The organism is Kribbella sp. NPDC043289 (assembly GCF_056436705.1).
The window spans coordinates 964,523-981,186 of record NZ_JBWKCB010000002.1; the positions used below are offsets into that span (position 1 = coordinate 964,523).

19 protein-coding genes and 1 other RNA gene are annotated in these 16,664 nt (G+C 68.1%); 13 read left to right on the forward strand and 7 right to left on the reverse strand.

The window, feature by feature from the left end:
* Positions 1-10 precede the first annotated feature (10 nt).
* Complete coding sequence (locus AC0662_RS16375) at positions 11-1,018, forward strand: TIGR03842 family LLM class F420-dependent oxidoreductase (RefSeq protein WP_478301406.1); 1,008 nt, start codon at positions 11-13, stop codon at positions 1,016-1,018.
* On the opposite strand, the gene AC0662_RS16380 is transcribed toward AC0662_RS16375, so the two are convergent.
* Together AC0662_RS16380 and AC0662_RS16385 are read right to left on the reverse strand one after the other, a co-directional pair.
* Positions 1,000-1,410 (reverse strand): cytidine deaminase family protein, encoded by a 411-nt coding sequence (locus tag AC0662_RS16380; protein ID WP_478301408.1) that lies wholly within the window; start codon positions 1,408-1,410, stop codon positions 1,000-1,002. The two genes, AC0662_RS16375 and AC0662_RS16380, sit on opposite strands and share 19 nt — an antisense overlap.
* Positions 1,407-2,678: an ABC transporter substrate-binding protein gene (locus AC0662_RS16385; protein ID WP_478301410.1), complete on the reverse strand. Its 1,272-nt coding sequence runs from the start codon at positions 2,676-2,678 to the stop codon at positions 1,407-1,409. The genes AC0662_RS16380 and AC0662_RS16385 overlap by 4 nt, the downstream gene beginning before the upstream one ends.
* A 204-nt stretch (positions 2,679-2,882) precedes the next feature.
* Between AC0662_RS16385 and AC0662_RS16390 the strand changes: the two genes are divergently transcribed.
* Positions 2,883-4,073, forward strand: coding sequence for an MFS transporter (locus tag AC0662_RS16390; RefSeq protein ID WP_478301412.1), 1,191 nt, complete (start codon positions 2,883-2,885; stop codon positions 4,071-4,073).
* Here the strand turns inward: AC0662_RS16390 and AC0662_RS16395 are convergent.
* Positions 4,041-5,090, reverse strand: coding sequence for a carbohydrate kinase family protein (locus AC0662_RS16395; RefSeq protein WP_452194839.1), 1,050 nt, complete (start codon positions 5,088-5,090; stop codon positions 4,041-4,043). The two genes, AC0662_RS16390 and AC0662_RS16395, sit on opposite strands and share 33 nt — an antisense overlap.
* Positions 5,091-5,258: 168 nt before the next feature.
* Between AC0662_RS16395 and AC0662_RS16400 the strand changes: the two genes are divergently transcribed.
* The 9 genes from AC0662_RS16400 (at position 5,259) to ssrA (ending at position 11,445) form a co-directional block, all read left to right on the forward strand.
* Positions 5,259-5,639: a hypothetical protein gene (locus AC0662_RS16400; protein WP_452194841.1), complete on the forward strand. Its 381-nt coding sequence runs from the start codon at positions 5,259-5,261 to the stop codon at positions 5,637-5,639.
* On the forward strand, positions 5,632-5,799 hold the full coding sequence (locus tag AC0662_RS16405) for a hypothetical protein (protein WP_452194843.1): 168 nt from the start codon (positions 5,632-5,634) through the stop codon (positions 5,797-5,799). Before AC0662_RS16400 ends, AC0662_RS16405 begins: the two co-directional genes overlap by 8 nt.
* A gap of 185 nt (positions 5,800-5,984) precedes the next feature.
* On the forward strand, positions 5,985-6,674 hold the full coding sequence (gene ftsE, locus AC0662_RS16410) for a cell division ATP-binding protein FtsE (RefSeq protein ID WP_452194845.1): 690 nt from the start codon (positions 5,985-5,987) through the stop codon (positions 6,672-6,674).
* Between the two features lie 27 nt (positions 6,675-6,701).
* Positions 6,702-7,613: a permease-like cell division protein FtsX gene (gene ftsX, locus AC0662_RS16415; RefSeq protein WP_387783096.1), complete on the forward strand. Its 912-nt coding sequence runs from the start codon at positions 6,702-6,704 to the stop codon at positions 7,611-7,613.
* 207 nt (positions 7,614-7,820) lie between these two features.
* Positions 7,821-9,140: a peptidoglycan DD-metalloendopeptidase family protein gene (locus AC0662_RS16420; protein ID WP_478301415.1), complete on the forward strand. Its 1,320-nt coding sequence runs from the start codon at positions 7,821-7,823 to the stop codon at positions 9,138-9,140.
* Between the two features lie 21 nt (positions 9,141-9,161).
* Positions 9,162-9,632: an SsrA-binding protein SmpB gene (gene smpB / locus AC0662_RS16425; RefSeq protein WP_452194849.1), complete on the forward strand. Its 471-nt coding sequence runs from the start codon at positions 9,162-9,164 to the stop codon at positions 9,630-9,632.
* A gap of 89 nt (positions 9,633-9,721) precedes the next feature.
* On the forward strand, positions 9,722-10,282 hold the full coding sequence (locus tag AC0662_RS16430) for a DUF1707 and DUF4870 domain-containing protein (RefSeq protein ID WP_452194851.1): 561 nt from the start codon (positions 9,722-9,724) through the stop codon (positions 10,280-10,282).
* 16 nt (positions 10,283-10,298) lie between these two features.
* The gene (locus AC0662_RS16435; protein ID WP_478301417.1) at positions 10,299-10,967 is read left to right on the forward strand and encodes a YoaK family protein; all 669 of its coding nucleotides are present in this window, start codon (positions 10,299-10,301) and stop codon (positions 10,965-10,967) included.
* A 100-nt stretch (positions 10,968-11,067) separates the two neighbouring features.
* Positions 11,068-11,445: a transfer-messenger RNA gene (gene ssrA / locus AC0662_RS16440) on the forward strand.
* A 144-nt stretch (positions 11,446-11,589) separates the two neighbouring features.
* Here ssrA and AC0662_RS16445 read toward each other — a convergent pair.
* The gene (locus AC0662_RS16445; protein ID WP_478301419.1) at positions 11,590-12,192 is read right to left on the reverse strand and encodes a TetR/AcrR family transcriptional regulator; all 603 of its coding nucleotides are present in this window, start codon (positions 12,190-12,192) and stop codon (positions 11,590-11,592) included.
* A gap of 118 nt (positions 12,193-12,310) precedes the next feature.
* On the opposite strand from AC0662_RS16445, the gene AC0662_RS16450 reads away from it, so the two are divergent.
* Positions 12,311-13,045, forward strand: a complete 735-nt coding sequence (locus AC0662_RS16450; RefSeq protein WP_478301421.1) for an SDR family NAD(P)-dependent oxidoreductase — start codon at positions 12,311-12,313, stop codon at positions 13,043-13,045.
* Positions 13,046-13,263: 218 nt separating this feature from the next.
* Positions 13,264-14,163: an alpha/beta fold hydrolase gene (locus tag AC0662_RS16455; RefSeq protein WP_478301422.1), complete on the forward strand. Its 900-nt coding sequence runs from the start codon at positions 13,264-13,266 to the stop codon at positions 14,161-14,163.
* Positions 14,164-14,184: 21 nt separating this feature from the next.
* Here AC0662_RS16455 and AC0662_RS16460 read toward each other — a convergent pair whose 3' ends face one another.
* From AC0662_RS16460 to AC0662_RS16470, 3 genes are all read right to left on the reverse strand, one after another.
* Positions 14,185-14,832 carry a GAP family protein gene (locus tag AC0662_RS16460; RefSeq protein ID WP_478301424.1) on the reverse strand — a complete coding sequence of 216 codons (648 nt, stop codon included), beginning with the start codon at positions 14,830-14,832 and terminating at the stop codon, positions 14,185-14,187.
* Between the two features lie 138 nt (positions 14,833-14,970).
* On the reverse strand, positions 14,971-16,173 hold the full coding sequence (locus AC0662_RS16465; protein WP_478301426.1) for an epoxide hydrolase family protein: 1,203 nt from the start codon (positions 16,171-16,173) through the stop codon (positions 14,971-14,973).
* Positions 16,170-16,601, reverse strand: a complete 432-nt coding sequence (locus AC0662_RS16470; RefSeq protein WP_478301428.1) for a MarR family winged helix-turn-helix transcriptional regulator — start codon at positions 16,599-16,601, stop codon at positions 16,170-16,172. The genes AC0662_RS16465 and AC0662_RS16470 overlap by 4 nt, the downstream gene beginning before the upstream one ends.
* Positions 16,602-16,664 lie beyond the last annotated feature (63 nt).

Sequence of the window (16,664 nt, forward strand, 5' to 3'; positions counted from 1 at the left end):
GGGGGATGTTGTGGACTTCGGTGTGGTGTTCCAGTGTGATCCGCCCGCGTCCACGGTGGTGGAGCTGGCCCGGAAGGCGGAGGACGCCGGGTTCGGCTACGTGTGGACGTTCGACTCGCACCTGCTCTGGCAGGAGCCGTTCGTCATCTACAGCCAGATTCTCGCGAACACCCACCGGGTGATCGTCGGCCCGATGGTGACGAACCCGGGGACCCGCGACTGGACGGTGATCGCGTCCCAGTTCGCCACGCTGAACGAGATGTTCGGCAACCGGACGATCTGCGGGATCGGCCGTGGTGACTCGGCGCTCCGCACGCTCGGCAAGAAGCCGGGCACCATCGCGCACATGAAGCAGTGCGTCGAGGTGGTCCGGGGGCTGGCCCGTGGCGAGACGGTCGAGTTCCGCGGTCAGCAGCTGAAGTTCGGCTGGGTCGAGAACGGTGCGCTCGACGTGTGGGTCGCGGCGTACGGTCCGCGCGCCCTGGCGGCGGCCGGCGAGGTCGGCGACGGCTACATCCTGCAGCTCGCCGACCCGCACATCGCCGAGTGGATGATCGCAGCGGTACGGCGCTCGGCCGAGGAGGCGGGCCGGGATCCGATGGCGATCAAGTTCTGCGTCGCCGCACCGGCGTACGTCGGGGACGACCTGAAGCACCAGCGTGACCAGACCCGGTGGTTCGGCGGGATGGTCGGCAACCATGTGGCCGACATCGTGTCCCGGTACGGTTCGAGCGGCGCCGTACCGCAGGAGCTGACCGACTACATCGAGGGCCGCACGGGGTACGACTACGCCGAACACGGGCGCGCCGGCAACACCCACACCGACTTCGTCCCGGACGAGATCGTGGACCGGTTCTGCATCCTCGGGCCGGTGGAGAACCACATAGCCCGCCTGAACGAGCTGAAGGACCTCGGCGTCGACCAGTTCGCGCTGTACCTCCAGCACGACGCCAAGGAGGAGACCCTGGCGTCGTACGGGAAGGACATCATCCCCGTCGTTCAGGGAGTCCAGCGGTAGGCGCCCGGGAGCAGGTCCGTGGCGAGGACCGAGCCGGGGCCGTCCGCTGACGGCAGGATCACCCGGATCCCGGGGTGGTAGTCGACGAGCACCTGGCGGTCCCGCCCGCACGGGCCGACGACGCCGCGGCCTTCGTTGCCGACAGCCACGATCGTGGTGAGCTCGCGGGCACCCTCGGCGCGGGCGCGGCCGAGCGCGACCAGTTCCGCGCACGGGCCGCCGGTGAAGTGGTACAGGTTGATCCCGGCGTACATCCGGCCGTCGACGCCGCGGACCGCGGCGCCCATCGTGTAGACGCCGTCGGGTCCGTCGGTGTTCGCGTCGACCGTGCGGCGGGCGAGCTCGATCAGCTCGTGGTCGTCGGCGGTCAGCGGTCGCAGGTCGAGCGTCATCCGGTGATCCGCTTCAGTTCGGCCTCGGTGACCGACTTGACGGTCTTGATCTCGGCCGCCGGGTCGGCGCCGCTGCGGATGATCTTGCTCAGCGCGTCGGAGTACGCCGTACTCGCCTTCGGGGACCAGAGCATCGGATTCTGCGGACGGCCGTTCTGGTTCAGCAGCTTGACCGCGTCGGCGCCCGGGCCGGACTTCAGCTTCTCCGCCTTCACCGCGAGACTCTTGCGGGCCGGGACGTGGAAGCCGTACGACTGCGCGAAGTCGAGCTGATCGTCGGTCTGGCCGACCCACAGCCACTGGGCGTACTTCTTCGCGGCGTCGACGTTCTTCGACTTCGCGTTGATGCACGCGCCGTACGCCCCGACCGGCACGCTCGCCTCGCCGGTGGTCGCGTTCAGCTTCGGCCACGGGAGTACGCCGTAGTCGCCAGGCAACGCCTTCTCGATCACCGGCAGCGTCCACAGACCGGTGAACTGCATCGCGGTCAGACCCTGTGTGAACGCGGACGGGTCGGACCAGTCGGTCGGTGCCCCGAGCAACAGCACCTTCGAGGTCCAGAACTCGCGGAGCTTGGCCAGCGACTCGAACGCCTTCGGGTCGTCGAAGCCGAACTGGTTGTCCTTGGTCACGTAGTCGAGACCGGCCGACCAGAGCGCCGGCCCACCGAGCACGCCGACCCCGCCGTCGTTGCCGACGAACAGGCCCTTGACCTTGTCGGTGGTGAGCTTCTTCGCGGCGGCGAGCAGTTCGTCGACCGTCTGCGGCGGCTGGAGGCCGGCCGCGCTGAGCAGGATCTTGCGGTACACGAGCAGCTGCATGTCGATGACCTGCGGGATGCCGTAAAGCTTGCCCTGGTAGGACATCCGCTCGATCAGCGCCGGGTTGAAGTCGTCCTTGGCGTCGCCCAGCAGGTCGGTGACCTCGACGACCTGCTTGGCCTTGATCATGTCGATCGTCGGACCGTTCGGGTACTCGAACACGTCCGGGCCCTGGTCGGTGAGCAGCGCCGTGGACGCCTTCTTCTCGTAGTCACCGGGCGACCATTGGATCGTGACGGTCGCGTCCGGGTACGCCTTCGCGTACTTCTCCACCGCCTGCTGCGTGCCCGCCTCGCCGTACTGGTGGTACCACTGCTGCAGCGCCGGCTTCTCGCCACTGCCGCTGCCGGTCGCTCGCCCGGTGTTCGAGCCGCACCCGGCCACAGCCATCGCCGCGAGTCCCGCGCCGATCCCCAGGACCTGCCGCCTGCTGACTCCCGCACCCATCACACCGTCTCCGTTCCGCGCGGTCCCACAGCCCGCGCACCCTGCAGACCCTACGACCGCACCGGCCCAGCAGCCCGGTATTTCCAGCCGTCGAGAACGACATGGCGTAGGCTTGCGCGCATGTTCTCCCCTCGTGACTAGAGACGGCTCCCGCGCCCCTGCGCGGTCGAGCCCCTTCCGTCTGGAATCTCTAGGAGCGTTCTCGTGTCCGGCACCACTCGTGCCGGGAGCTATCGTGACGTCCTGCTGTTGCCGTCGGCGCTGCGCACCTTCGTGCCCGCGCTCTTCGGCCGGCTGGCGTACGGCCTGCTCCCGTTGTCCCTGCTCATCACCGTCCAGCAGTCCACCCATTCCTTCGCGACCGCCGGCGCCGCGGTCGCCGTCTTCGGTCTCTCGTCGCTGTCGATGCCCTACAAGGCACGGCTCGTCGACCGGTTCAGTCAGCGTCGCGTGCTTCCGCTGCTCGCGGCCGGCGCCGCAGCCGGTCTGTTTCTCGTCGCCTCGGTCGGTACGGCGAGTTCCGTCGTACTGCTGCTCGTCGGGGTAACTGGTTTGCTCGCACCGCCACTCGGGCCGTCGATGCGGTCGAACTGGCGGTTGCTGACCGAGGGGTCGGCGCTGAAGGAACGTGCGTACGCCCTCGATGCGGTAGCCGAGGAGTGCCTGTTCCTCGGTGGGCCGTTGATCGCCGGTCTGTTGATCAGTCTCGTTTCCGCGCCGGCTGCCCTTGGCTGCTCGGCGGCGTTGCTGTTCGTCGGCACGCTGGCGATGGTCACGAGCCCGGTCACCACGCACACCGCGGCGCCGTCACCGTCTCGGCATCCGCTCGGCCCACTCGTGATCCCGGGCCTGCGACGGATCCTGCTCGTCGTCATGGTGACCGCGTCAGGCATCAGCATCGCCTACCTCTGCGTGGCCGGTGTCGCGCAGCGGGCGGGTCATCCGGGCGCGGCCGGGTACGTCGAGGCCGCGATCGGACTGGGCAGCGTCACGGGCGGGTTGCTCTGGGCGCGTCGACGTCATACCCGGTCGTGGGCGGTGCACCTCGGGGGGCTGATCGCCGTACTGGCGACGGGTCTGATCGCGGCCTCGTTCGTGACGGACCTGGTGGCGCTCGGGGTCGTGATGGGAGTTGCCGGTGCTGCCGTGGCACCGCTGTTCGTGGTGTCGTATCTCGCTGCGGACGAGGTCACACCGCCGTACCAGCGCACCGAGGCCAGCACGTGGATCAACACCGCCAACAACCTCGGCTCCGCGGCCGGGGCCGCGCTCGCCGGCGTCATGATCGAGCGGACCACGCCGTCGTGGGGATTCCTCGGCGGCGGTGTCCTGCTCGTGCTGGTCGCGGTGACGGTCGGCGGGTCAGGCGTCCGACAGGCGCGCGATCGTCGCTGACGCCCGCCGGACGATCGGCACCGGGCCGGCCGGGAGGACGTCGCCGACGAAGGCGTAGTGCTCCAGGAGGGCGGGGTCGACGTCGCCGGGGCGGTGGCGGCTGTGGTCGCGTACCCAGTCGATGATGTCGCCCCACCCCGGCGCCGCGAGCGAGCCGCCGAAGTGCTGGACCGAGAGTCCGGCGCACAGGTTGCTGAACGCCAGCCGATGCGCGAGCGGCCACCCGCGCAGCGTCCCGAGGACCAGCGACGCCAGGAAAACGTCCCCGGCCCCGGTCGGGTCGTAGGACCGCACCGGCAGCGCCGGCACCTGCTCCTCCTCACCGGTCGCCGAGTCGATCGCGAGTACGCCGTCCGCGCCGTTCGTCACCACCGCGAGCGGGACCCGGTCGGCCAGCTTGTGCAGCGCGGCCTTCGGGGTGTCGGTCCGGGTGTAGGCCATCGCCTCGGACGCGTTCGGGGTGAACGCGTGGAAACCCTCGAGGACGTCGAGCACCGCGGGCGACCACTCGTCGGTCGGGTCCCAGCCGACGTCACCGAACAGCAGTGCGCCGGACTCCCGCGCCTCGACGGTCCACCCGGGCAGTTCCTCGGCGACCGGCACGATCGCCGAGCGGGTCTTCAGGCCCGGCCCGACCAGCTTGCTCGGGTCGCCCGGCGCCTCGTGCGCGTGGGTGACCATCGCGCGGTCCCGGTCGATCGACATCGAGACCGTGACCGGCGAGTGCCAGTGCCCGATCCGCCGCGAGTGCGACAGGTCCACGCCCTCCTGGTCCGCGAGGGTCCGCCAGCAGAAGTCGGCGTACGCGTCGTCGCCGAACACCGCGGCGAGTCCGGTCCGCAGACCGAGCCGCGCGGCAGCGATCGCGAAGTTCGCGACGCCGCCGGGGCACGACCCCATCCCCTCGGCGAAGATCTCGGTACCGGTGGTCGGGGCGGTCTCCAGACCGGTCATCACGATGTCGAGGAACACAGTCCCCTGCACGAACACGTCGTACCGGTCCGCTTCGTCGTTCACGGTGACACTGCTCCTTGTCATCCTGGGCGTCGTCCTCGCCGTCGTCCTGGTCGTCATCTCGGCTGTCTTCTCGGGCTGTCGGTGCTGGATGGAATGCTTCTTCGTAACATCATCGGCCGGTCAAGACCATGGAATTGGGAGAACGCGTATGAGCCCCCGGGTGTGTTCGTGATTCCGACCTGGATCTCGGTCGTCGGCGTCGTGGTGACGGTGCTCAGTCCGCTGCTCGCTCTCGGTGGTGTCGCGCTCGGGGCGTACCTGACGCGCAAGTCCGACCGGGAGCTCGACACCTGGCGGCACCGCGAGGAGACGATGCGGATGGTGCGCTGGGCGGTGGAGCAGATCCTCGAGGGCGACGACGCCGGAACCGACGCCGGTGTGGTGACGCTGCGCTCACTGATGCGGTCGGAACTGTTACAGCCCGAGGACTACGATCTGGTCGCCGCGCTGACCGCCTCGGTAGCGATCGACCGGGTCGGCGCGACCGCGTACGCTGATATCGCGGACGCGGATATCGAGGTCGTCGAGGGAGACAGTGACCGTGACTGAGAAGAAGGTCGTCAAGGTGTCCCGGCAGGCCGTCGAGCTGGCCCGCTTACACGTCGAAGCCGCGCGCAAGGCCGGCCGCCAACCCGACGCCGCCGTTGCGCGGATCGCCGGCGCCCGCCCCGACACCGGAAACGGAGCCCCCGCTCCAGCCCCAGCCTGAGCTCTCTTCTGAGACAGGTGTTTCAAACACACCGGGTATCGGACGCGCCTGTACGGACCGGCACGCCTGGTCGGCGGCACGCCGTGGAGCGCCTAGACTGATCGCCGGCCGCTCCCGTGGCGTACGGTGCACTTCGTGGTTACCGTCGCGTCTCTCCCTGTTCCCGACCACGGCCGGATGAACCCGTGATCCGCTTCGAGAATGTGTCCAAGACGTACGAGGGCCAGACCAGGGCCGCTCTGCTGAACGTCAACGTCGAGATCGAGAAAGGCGAGTTCGTCTTCCTGGTCGGTACCTCCGGGTCCGGCAAGTCGACGTTCCTTCGTCTGGTCCTGCGTGAGCATCGGACCACCAGAGGCCACATCATGGTCGCCGGCAAGGACCTGAACCGGCTCGCGAGCTGGCGGATCCCGCAGATGCGCCGCCAGATCGGCACTGTGTTCCAGGACTTCCGGCTGCTGCCGAACAAGACCGTCTCCGAGAACGTCGCGTTCGCGCTGCAGGTGATCGGCAAGCCGCGCTCGCACATCCGCAAAACGGTCCCCGAGGTGCTCGAGCTGGTCGGTCTGGACGGCAAGGAGGACCGGCTCCCCGACGAGCTGTCCGGTGGTGAGCAGCAGCGGGTGGCGATCGCCCGCGCGTTCGTGAACCGGCCGATGATCCTGATCGCCGACGAGCCGACCGGAAACCTCGACCCGGGGACGTCGGTGGGCATCATGAAGCTGCTGGACCGGATCAACCGGACCGGCACCACGGTCGTGATGGCCACCCATGACGTGTCGATCGTCGACCAGATGCGTAAGCGCGTCATCGAGCTGGAGAACGGTCACGTCGTCCGCGACGAGTCGCGCGGCGTCTACGGCTACCAGCACTGATCGCCGACCCCAGGGACTGACTGAAGAATGCGCCTGAACTACATCCTCTCCGACCTCGGGATCGGCCTGAAGCGGAACCTCTCGATGACGATCGCGGTCGTCGTCACCATCTGGGTCTCGCTGTCTCTGTTCGGCAGCGCGCTGCTCGCCCGCGAGCAGGTCGACCTGATGAAGGGGAACTGGTACGACAAGATCCAGATCTCGGTGTTCCTGTGCACCAAGGACTCCGGCGGCCGCGGCTGTTCCGGGGCCGAGGTGACCCAGGAGCAGAAGAACCGGATCCAGCAGGTCATCACGACGAACCCGGACACCGCACCGGACGGCGTGTTCTCGGAGTCGAAGAAGGAAGCGTTCGACTCGTTCAAGAAGCTGTACAAGGACTCGCCGATCGTCAGCACGGTCACCGAGGACCAGATGCAGGAGTCCTTCCGGGTCAAGCTGAAGGATCCACAGCGCTATCAGAACCTGGTCAGTGCCGTCGCCGGCCTCCCGGGGGTCGATACGGTCCAAGACCTCCGGCAGTACCTCGATCCGTTGTTCAAGGCCCTCAACGGCTTGCAAGTCGGCGCCCTGATCGCGGCCGCGTTGCTGCTGGTCGCGGCCCTGATGCAGATCTCCAACACGATCCGGCTGGCGGCGTATGCCCGGAGACGGGAGATCGGCATCATGCGCCTGGTGGGCGCCTCGAACTTCTATATCCAGCTACCGTTCCTCCTGGAGGCGGTGCTGGCCGCCTTGGTGGGCGCGGTCTTTGCCTGCGGCACCCTGTGGGTCGGGGTGTACTTCGTCGTGATGCAGCGGGCCCAGGAGACGTTCCGCGTCTGGCAGTGGGTCGGCGCGACCGAAACCTTCCGCGCGACGCTGATCATGGTCGTCGTCGGCCTGATCCTCGCGGTGATCCCGACATTCCTGACAACACGGAAATACCTCAAAGTCTGACCCGGGTGACCTATCGTGCAGTATCAGGAGTCACAGCAGTAACTCCTGCACTGCACAACTTCATCCAGAGCAAGGGGTCGACCTGTGGTCCCGCACTTCCCCGGTGCGAACCCGCCTGAGCGGGGGAGCATCAAGCGAGACGACAGCACCGGTACCCCCGCCGCGCCGTACCCGCGATCACGAACTCGACCGCCGGGACGGCAGACGGTGGTTGCCGCTTGCTGCCTTGTCCTGTCCCTGTCCGCCGGTGTCCTGGCGGCGGTTCCGTCCGCTCCGAACGCGGAGGCGAAACCGCCGGATCCAGCCGCCAAGAAGAAACAACTCGACTCGCAGATCGACCAGTCCAAGGCCGATCTCGACGACGCGTCCGACCAGCTCGGCACGGCCGTTGCCGCGTACAACCAAGCCGTGACGAAGTACCAGGCCGTCCAGGTCCGGTACGCCGCCGCGCAAGGTCAGCTCGCCGCCGCGAAGGCCGCCGATGCGGTTGCCGCGGGCAAGCTCGCCGCCGCCGAGGCAGCCCTGCGTACGGCGGTCGCGGACGTCGCGGCCGGTGAGAAGCTGATCGGCGAGAAGCGGGCCGTGGCGGGTCGCGCCGTACGGTCGGCGTACCAGCAGCAGAACAGCCTGGTCGGGTTGTCGATCGCGCTGCGCGGTGCCGCGCCGGCCGACATCGCCACCGGGATGCAGGTGCAGCGGAATGTGTTCGGCATCCAGGGCAACGCGATCACCAACCTGAACAACGCGCAGGCGCAGCTGGCCAGCAAGCGGGTCCAGGTCGCCGCCGCGGAGAAGGCTGCCGAGACGGCTCGGGCCGAGTCCGCCGCGACCGTGAAACGGGTCGCCGAGCTGACCCGGCAGGTCGCTGCCGACCGCGCGGCGGCCGCCGCGATCGCGAAGGTCAAGCTGACCGCGTTCAAGGCCGCGGAGAAGGAGAAGAACACCGAGCTGGCGCAGTACAACTCGCTGCTCCGGGAGCGGAATCGCGTCCAGCAGCTGCTGATCGCGCGGGCGAAGGCCGAGAAGGCGGCGGCCGCGCGGCGCAAGGCGGCTGCCGAGCGTGCCGAGAAGGAGAAGGCGCGCAAGGAGCACCGGCCGCCGCGGAACGTTCCGGACCCGTCCTCCTCGGGCGACGGACGGCTGGGCTACCCGGTCAGCAGTTACATCACATCGCCGTACGGCATGCGGTTCCACCCGGTCCTGCACTACTGGAAGCTGCACGACGGCACCGACTTCCGCGCACCCTGCGGTACGCCGGTCCGCGCCGCGGCCGACGGTGTGGTGACGGACAAGTACTTCAACGGTGGCTACGGGAACCGACTGTTCGTGTCACACGGCGTGATGGACGGGGACTCGATCACCACGGTCTACAACCACCTGTCGAAGTACAAGGCGCACGTCGGTGAGCGGGTCAAGAAGGGCGAGATCATCGCCTGGTCCGGGACCACGGGCTACTCGACCGGCTGCCACCTGCACTTCATGGTCTACCAGAACGGCAACGTCGTTAATCCGATGAAGTGGCTGTGAGCTACCTGCGATACTGGCCGGATGGTGAAACAGTCCGGCCGGGAGAAGCCGATCGCGCAGAACCGTAAGGCGCGACACGACTACCACATCGACGACGTGGTGGAGGCCGGGCTGGTGCTGACCGGGACCGAGGTCAAGTCCCTGCGGCAGGGCCGGGCCTCCCTGGTCGACGCGTTCGCCGCGGTGCGGGGGAACGAGCTCTGGCTGCAGGGCATGCACATCCCGGAGTACAAGCACGGCACCTGGACCAACCACGAGCCGCGCCGTACGCGGAAGTTGCTGCTGCACAAGGACGAGGTACAGAAGCTGATCCGCGCGGTGGAGACGCAGGGTGTGTCGCTGATCCCGCTGTCGCTGTACTTCAAGGACGGGTACGCGAAGGTCGAGCTCGCGACCGGGCGCGGTAAGAAGGACTACGACAAGCGGCACGCGCTGGCCGAGCGCCAGGCCAACCGCGAGGCCCAGCGCGCGCTGTCCGACCGCCGGCGCTGAGGCGATCGAGCTGGCTTCCGGGTCCGGTCAGGGGTGCGTCCGGGGCGAACCCGATGGGGCGCGCGGCCGCTGCCAAGCACAGTGGAAGCATGTCCACTTCAGAGCTGCTGGTGACGCCGGCCCAACGGGACCGCGCCGTCGAGATCCTGAAAGAAATGTACGCCGACGGTCGGCTGGACCACGCCGACTTCGACACCCGGCTCGAGCTGGCGCTGAAGGCGCGGACCCGGGCCGAGCTGAACGGCACGTTCAACGGCCTGGTGGCGCACCCCGTCCCGACGTACGCGCCGGCCGCGTTCACCCGACCGGCTCCGCTGCAGACCTACCGCGGCGACGGCCGGGGGATGGGAACGATCGCGCACTGGCTCGGCTACCCGACGTTCTTCGTCGGCCCCGCGCTGGTCGTCGCCACGGCCGGCCAGAAGAATCCCGCCGTACGACGGCACGCGGTCGAGGCGCTGAACTTCCAGCTGACCGCGTTCGGGGCGTTCGCGCTGCTCGGGATCATGACCGGGTTCACGCACGGCTTCCTCAGCTTCCTGTTCCCGATCCTCGGCATCCTCTGGTTCCTGCTCACCGGTATCGGCGGCCTCGCCACCGCGGCCGGCGCGAAGTTCCGCTACCCGTTCACGCTGCGCCTGATCAAGTAGGCCCTACGCTGCTGGGATGACTGTTCCGGTCGGGGCGCGGTGGGAAGTCGCGGCGTTCCTCGGGTTGACCGCGGCGACCGGGTTGATCGACGCGGTGAGTTATCTGAAGCTCGGACATACCTTCGTCGCGAACATGACGGGGAACGTGGTGTTCCTCGGATTCGCGGTCGCGCCCGAGTCGGGGTTCAGACTCGGGCCGCCGGTCGTCGCCGTCGTCGGCTTCGTGCTCGGGTCGCTGGCCGGGGGACGCACTGCCCGCGCGATGGAGCGGCGGCCGCGGCGCTGGCTCGGGACGGCGTTCGGGGTGCAGTCAGGGGTCCTGCTGATCTGCGGGCTGCTGGTCGGTCTCGGCGTCCTCGAGAACACCGGCGGTACGTCGTACCTGCTGATCGTCGCGCTCGCGGCCTGCTTCGGCCTGCAGAACGCGACCGTCCGGCACGCGGCACCGCGGGACATGACCACCACGGTGCTCACGCTGACCCTCACCGGTCTGGCCGCTGACAACATGCTCGGAAACGGCCGCCCCGCCAAGCCGTACCGCCGCCTCGGCTCGATCGCCGCGATGCTCGCCGGCGCGGCCGTCGGCGCCCTTCTGCTCCAGACCACAACAGCCTGGGTCATCGCCCTCGCCGGCCTGCTCGTCGCCGCCGCGGCAGTCATCTTCCGCCTCGCCTCGGCCGCCTGAGCGCTCACGGGGGAATGTCGGATGCGGGCGGTCTGTTGGACTTGATAGTGTGGATCTTCCACCAGCCCCTCGGGGACGGTGGGAGTTTGACAACTCAACAGGGGGTGAACGGTTTCGACTTTGGACGTATGTTCCAAGAGAAGCGGGCCGAGGATCCAGGGTTATCTCGTAAACGATCTCTGGAAACCAATAACTGCCAATTCACAGCGCAGTAGCTTCGCTCTCGCCGCCTGACGGCCTGAGCACTTAAAGAAGCGGTCAGCCTGGGGACGCTCTCGCCCCAGCTCCTGGCCTCAGCTAGAGAGCTTGCTTTGCTAGCCCGGTCACGGGGTTAGCACGGGACATTAACAGTGACTGAGCCTGTCAGCGAGATGTCTGTACAAACGCTGGGGCTGAGAAAAGCGCCATTCAGACTGCGCCCGGAGAAGCCTTGTAGCAACGCCGAAGGACGCGGGTTCGATTCCCGCCACCTCCACCCCTCGAGAAGTGCCTGGTCAGAGCAACGTCGACCAGGCACTTTTTCGTTGTGCGACCACGTCCTGCGCCACGCTCCGCCTGCCTCAAGGTCGATCAGACCCTTCCGCGGCTGGGTGTGTCGGCGCCCGGCTGGTCCGGCCTGTCCTCAGTGCGGGGCTGGTGTGGGGATGGCGTTGTCGATGAGGACGGTGGCGATGGCGGCGGCGGTGGGGAAGGTTTCGGTGTTGAGGGCTCGGTTGCGGGCGGAGGCGCCGTCGAGCAGCAGTGCCAGTTGTTCGCCGAGTTGTTCGGGGTTGGTGGCGCCGGCTTCGCGGGCGGTTTCGGCCAGCCGGGCGGCGATGGCTGTCTTGTAGTCGTGCGCGCGTTGGCGCGCCGGGTGTTGCGGGTCGTTGATTTCGACGGATGCCGCGATGAAGGGGCACAGCGGTGTGACGTCGTCCTCGGTCGCGGTCATGGGGAGCTCGAAGGCCGCAAGGAGTCGTTCGCGCGGCGTGAGGTCGGTGCGGTCGAACACCTCGGGCATCACGTCGGGATCGAATCGGCGCAGATACTCGGCGACGAGGTCGTCCTTGCCGCTGAAGTGCTGGTAGGCCGTGCGCTTCGACACCTGCGCCGCCGCACAGAGCTGGTCCATGCCGGTCTGGTTGATGCCTTGCTCGCGGAACAGTTGTTGCGACGCGCTGAGGATGCGCTCGCGCGCGCCTCTGCCGCGGCGCCGGCCTTGCGGGCCCTTCTCCACCTCCGTCATGGCGCAAGCATAGCCGCGTTGGGTAACGCCCGGTGTACATAGCTTGCGCTCCCGCCGGCAATCCAGCTACCTTAAGCACACCAATCGGTGTACATAACCTTCGAACAACGGAGTGATCGTGGGCAAGCTCGATGGCAAGGTAGCGGTGATCACCGGCGGAACCAGCGGTTTGGCGCTGGCCGGCGCCAAGCTGTTCGTCGAGGAAGGCGCGCATGTCTTCATCTCGGGGCGGCGGCAGGAAGCGCTGGACGAAGCTGTCAAGCTGATCGGCGGGAACGTGACCGGGGTGCAGGGCGATTCGGCGGACCTGGCGGATCTGGACCGCTTGTTCGACACGGTCAAGCGGGAGAAGGGCGCGATCGACGTGTTGTGGGCCAGCGCCGGAACGGGTGCGCAGGCCAGGCTCGGCGAGATCACCGAGGAGCACTTCGACACCACGTTCGGGCTCAACGCGCGCGGCACGCTGTTCACGGTGCAGAAGGCGCTCCCACTGTTCAACGACGGGGGCTCGATCTTCATGACCGGGTCGAACGCGTCGGTCAAGGGCTATCCGGAGTGGAGCGTGTACGCGGCCAGCAAGGCCGTGCTGCACGCCTACGCCCGGGTGTGGTTGTCCGAGTTGAAGGACCGGCGGATCCGGGTGAATGTGCTGATGCCGGGCCAGGTCGCCACGCCGATTCAGGCGGAGTTGTTCGACGAGGAGACGAAGCGGCAGTTCGAGTCCCTGATCCCGCGGGGAGAGATGGGCCGCCCCGACGAGATCGCGACGGTCGCGTTGTTCCTCGCCTCGGACGACTCGAGCTATGTGAACGGAGTGGAGCTGGCTGTCGACGGCGGTGTTGTAGCGGTCTGAGCGGCAGAAGCTGATCTGCGGCCGAGATACGTCCTGACCAGCCTGCACCCACCCGTCGACCGTCACTCGGCGTGAGCAGGCTGGCTGGAAGGGTATTCCGGCCGATGAATATTGCTGTTCCGGGCAGATACCGGCGTGCTGGTGGGTTATGTCAGTGGGGTGTCAGGCGGGTGCCAGCGGTCTGGGGGATGGTGGGCCGTGGAGCAGGGAGGTTGGGGATGAGTGGGGTGCGGGCGGGTACGTGGCGGCGGGACCTCGTGGGGGCGGGGGACGACGCCGCGGTCGAGGTGCTGAGTATGGGGGCCGGGCCCGGGGTGGTGGTGATCCCGGGGAACAACCGACGGGCGCACCACTACGAGACCCTGGCGCGGGGGCTCGCGGGAGCGCAGACGGTGCATGTGATCGAGCGCCGCGGCCGAGGGGCGAGTACCGAGCAGGGATCGTCGTACGGCGTGGAGACCGAGGTCGGCGATGTCGTCGCGGTGCTGGAGCACACCGGTTCGCAGGTGGTGTTCGGGCACAGCTACGGCGGGTTGATCGCCTTGCACGTGGGGTTGCGCCGGCGTCTGGACGCGTTGATCGCGTACGAGCCGGGCGTCAGTCTCGACGGCTCGTTCGACGCCAGCTGGCTCGACACGTTCACGCGGCTGGTCGGGGACGGCAAGCAGGTCGCGGCGATGACGACGTTCCTGAAAGGCACGGATCTGCTGCCGTTCCACGCGGCTCCGTTGCTCTGGGCAATCTCCTTGCTGATGCTGCGCGGACCGGGCGGGCGCGAGACCCGGGACCTGATGCCGCTGACCCCGGCCGAGATCGGGGAGATCGTCCGTCTCGACTCCGACGGCAGCCGGTACGCCGGGATCGCCTCGCGGACCCTGCTGCTCGGTGGCGAGAGGTCGCCCGGGTACTTGACCGGTGTCCTCCCGCGACTCGAGGGGATCCTGCCGAATGCGGAGTACACGATTTTGCCTGGGCTCGATCACAACGCTCCGGACGAGAACGCGGCGGATACGGTCGCGCAGCAGATCCGGCAGTACCTCGTGCGTGGTGAACGGCACGGGTACGGCGTCGCGCACGACGTACCGTCCGTCGCGCAGGACGCACCGACCCGCAGCTGAGGTTGGCCCCGTCCTGGGCGCTTAGGTCGCGAGCAGGTACACGCTTTTTCCGATCAGCCAGAGCCCGACGGTGACCGCCACCGCGATCACCACCTGGTCCCGGTGCCCGCCCAGCCAGGCGTTCAGGGCGTCGAGCCGTCCCCTTGCGGATTCCTCCTTCAGGGTCACATAGGTCTGCATGGTCAGGTAGCTCGCCGAGGCGAGCAGGCAGAACAGGATCAGGGTGAGGACGGTCGACGTGTTCGACAGGTCCGCCGAGGCAACCGTGGTGACGCCGGCCGCGACCAGGGGCCACGGCTGGAGCAGGAAGCCGATTCCCATTGCCGCGAAGAAGCCGAGATCGTCGATCTTCGCCATCCAGCTAGGCGGCTGCGTCGGCCGGCCGCGGTGCGCCCGCGTTCGCCACGCGACGACCAACAGTGCGATGCCGAGCAGGATCTTGATGACCAACGTCGCCGTGGACGGTGTCGAGCCTGACGCGGGTGGCTTGCCACCCGTGAGGACGAGTGTCAGGACCACGAGTACGACCAGGGTGAGCAGCCAGCCCACGAGGAACCCGAGCCCCTTCCGGGTGCCCTGCCCGGCGCTGAGCAACAACAGGATGTACCCGCTCAGGGGGAGCGGTTCGAGCGTGATCGCCAGCCCGATGAGAATCAGGTCGAACGTCATGACTTCGCCATCCCGCGACGCCACGCCGGGCCGCCCATCTGCACCCACGGCTGGGACCGCCTCGGCACCTACGGTCCGTCAATGCCAAGGCGGCTGCATCACCCCGAGAGAATGAGGCGGCGAAGTCAACGGGGTGAGTCAGCGCAGGCCGCGGAACGTTCGTTGCAGGTCGTCGGCCCACTCGGCCGGGAGCTCCCACGGGATGAAGTGGCCGCCGTTCGGGTGGGCGGTGATGTTGACGTGGTTGTACCAAGACGCGCGATCGCTCGCGAGGAAGTTCTGCACGCGTTCCTCGGGTGTGCTGACGCCCGGTGGGTTCTCGTACCCGACGAAGGTGATGCCGGTCGGGGCCTCGATCGCGGGCGTGCGGTCGTGCGACGGCGTCCAGGGGTAGCGGTTGTTGTTCGCGTAGGTGCGGATCGAGGTGTCGATCGCGTCGCCGGCCCAGTAGATCGTGGCGTGCGTGAGCAGATCGTCGTCGGTGAACGCTTTGTCGCCTTCCGACCACTTCTGCCAGCGCTCGAGGATCCACGCGAGCATGCCGGCCGGCGAGTCGGCGAGGCCGAAGCCGAGCGTGCTCGGGTCCAGGACGTGGGTGGCCAGGTGCGCGGCGAACCGGCGGTCCATCTCGATGACCCGGGCGTGGAGCTCCGGCGGCAGCCCTTCCGGAATCGGGCGCCCGCCGCTGAAGTCCCAGCCGCGATCGCCGGTGAAGAACGAGAGCTTCAGCGCCGAACCGATGTGGATCCCGTAGAGCTCATCGGCGTACTTGTGGCCGAGCTGCCCAGTCACCAGCGCGCCGACGTCACACCCGGCGGCGGCGTACTTCGGGAACCCGAGGACACCCGTCATGAGTTCGTGCCAGACGTCGGCGATCTTCCAGAAGTTCATGTCCGGCCGGGTCGGCGTCGAGAACCCGAACCCGGGCAGCGACGGGACGATGACGTCGAACGCGTCGGCCGGATCACCGCCGTACGCCGCGGGGTCGGCGAGCCGGTCGATCACCTTCGACCAATGCCAGAACGTCCACGGCCAACCGTGACTCAGGATCAACGGGATCGGCCGCGGGCCGACGCCGGCCTTGCGCAGGAAGTGCACGGGTACGCCGTCCACGTCGACCCGGTAGTGCTCGTAGGCGTTGATCGCGCGTTCGGCGGCGCGCCAGTCGAAGCCGTCGGCCCAGTATTCGACGAGCGGTTGCAGCTCGGAACGGCGTACCCCGTAGAAGCCGTCGTCGTTGCCCGCGTCGCGCGGCCACTTGGTCGCGCGCAGGCGGCGACGGAGGTCGTCGAGGACGTCGTCGGGAACGTGGATGGGCGTCGGGGTGAGCGGCGGGGTCATGGTGTCTCCTCGGCGAGCTCGGTGAGGCGATGGAGTACGTCGACCGAGCCCGCGAGGACGGCCAGTTCCTTGGGGGTGAGCTGGTCGACGAGGCGGGTCAGTTTGGCGACGCGGTTCGCGTGCCGGGACCGGACGATCTGACGGCCCGCCCGGGTCAGCGAGATCAGGCTGGCGCGGCCGTCGGCCGGGTCGGGGCGGCGTTGCAGCAGACCGTCCTGCTCGAGCTTCGCGACCAGGCTGGTCAGCGCGGGCTGTTTGAGCTGCTCGGTCGGCAGCAGGTCGGTGAGGCGCAGCGGTCCGCGGCGGTCGAGCGTGTGCAGCACCGACAGCGTGGAGAAGTTGAACTTCCGCACGGACGGGAGCCGGATGAAGATCGTGTTGAAGTCCTCGATGACGGTGGTCAGCCGATCGACGTCCAGGTCGGTCATGGGCGCGACTATATCAATTTTCGATGTATCTCTGCGCGCGCGTTTTCGCGATCGGGGCGCGGC

Excerpts from the sequence above, each read along its gene's own strand:
- AC0662_RS16380 (WP_478301408.1), bottom strand. The coding sequence starts at position 1,410 with ATGACGCTCGACCTGCGACCGCTGACCGCCGACGACCACGAGCTGATC.
- smpB (WP_452194849.1), top strand. The coding sequence starts at position 9,162 with ATGGTGAAACAGTCCGGCCGGGAGAAGCCGATCGCGCAGAACCGTAAG.
- AC0662_RS16465 (WP_478301426.1), bottom strand. The coding sequence starts at position 16,173 with ATGACCCCGCCGCTCACCCCGACGCCCATCCACGTTCCCGACGACGTC.
- AC0662_RS16470 (WP_478301428.1), bottom strand. The coding sequence starts at position 16,601 with ATGACCGACCTGGACGTCGATCGGCTGACCACCGTCATCGAGGACTTC.
- AC0662_RS16385 (WP_478301410.1), bottom strand. The coding sequence starts at position 2,678 with ATGGGTGCGGGAGTCAGCAGGCGGCAGGTCCTGGGGATCGGCGCGGGA.
- AC0662_RS16460 (WP_478301424.1), bottom strand. The coding sequence starts at position 14,832 with ATGACGTTCGACCTGATTCTCATCGGGCTGGCGATCACGCTCGAACCG.
- AC0662_RS16430 (WP_452194851.1), top strand. The coding sequence starts at position 9,722 with ATGTCCACTTCAGAGCTGCTGGTGACGCCGGCCCAACGGGACCGCGCC.
- AC0662_RS16435 (WP_478301417.1), top strand. The coding sequence starts at position 10,299 with ATGACTGTTCCGGTCGGGGCGCGGTGGGAAGTCGCGGCGTTCCTCGGG.
- ftsX (WP_387783096.1), top strand. The coding sequence starts at position 6,702 with ATGCGCCTGAACTACATCCTCTCCGACCTCGGGATCGGCCTGAAGCGG.
- AC0662_RS16445 (WP_478301419.1), bottom strand. The coding sequence starts at position 12,192 with ATGACGGAGGTGGAGAAGGGCCCGCAAGGCCGGCGCCGCGGCAGAGGC.
- AC0662_RS16455 (WP_478301422.1), top strand. The coding sequence starts at position 13,264 with ATGAGTGGGGTGCGGGCGGGTACGTGGCGGCGGGACCTCGTGGGGGCG.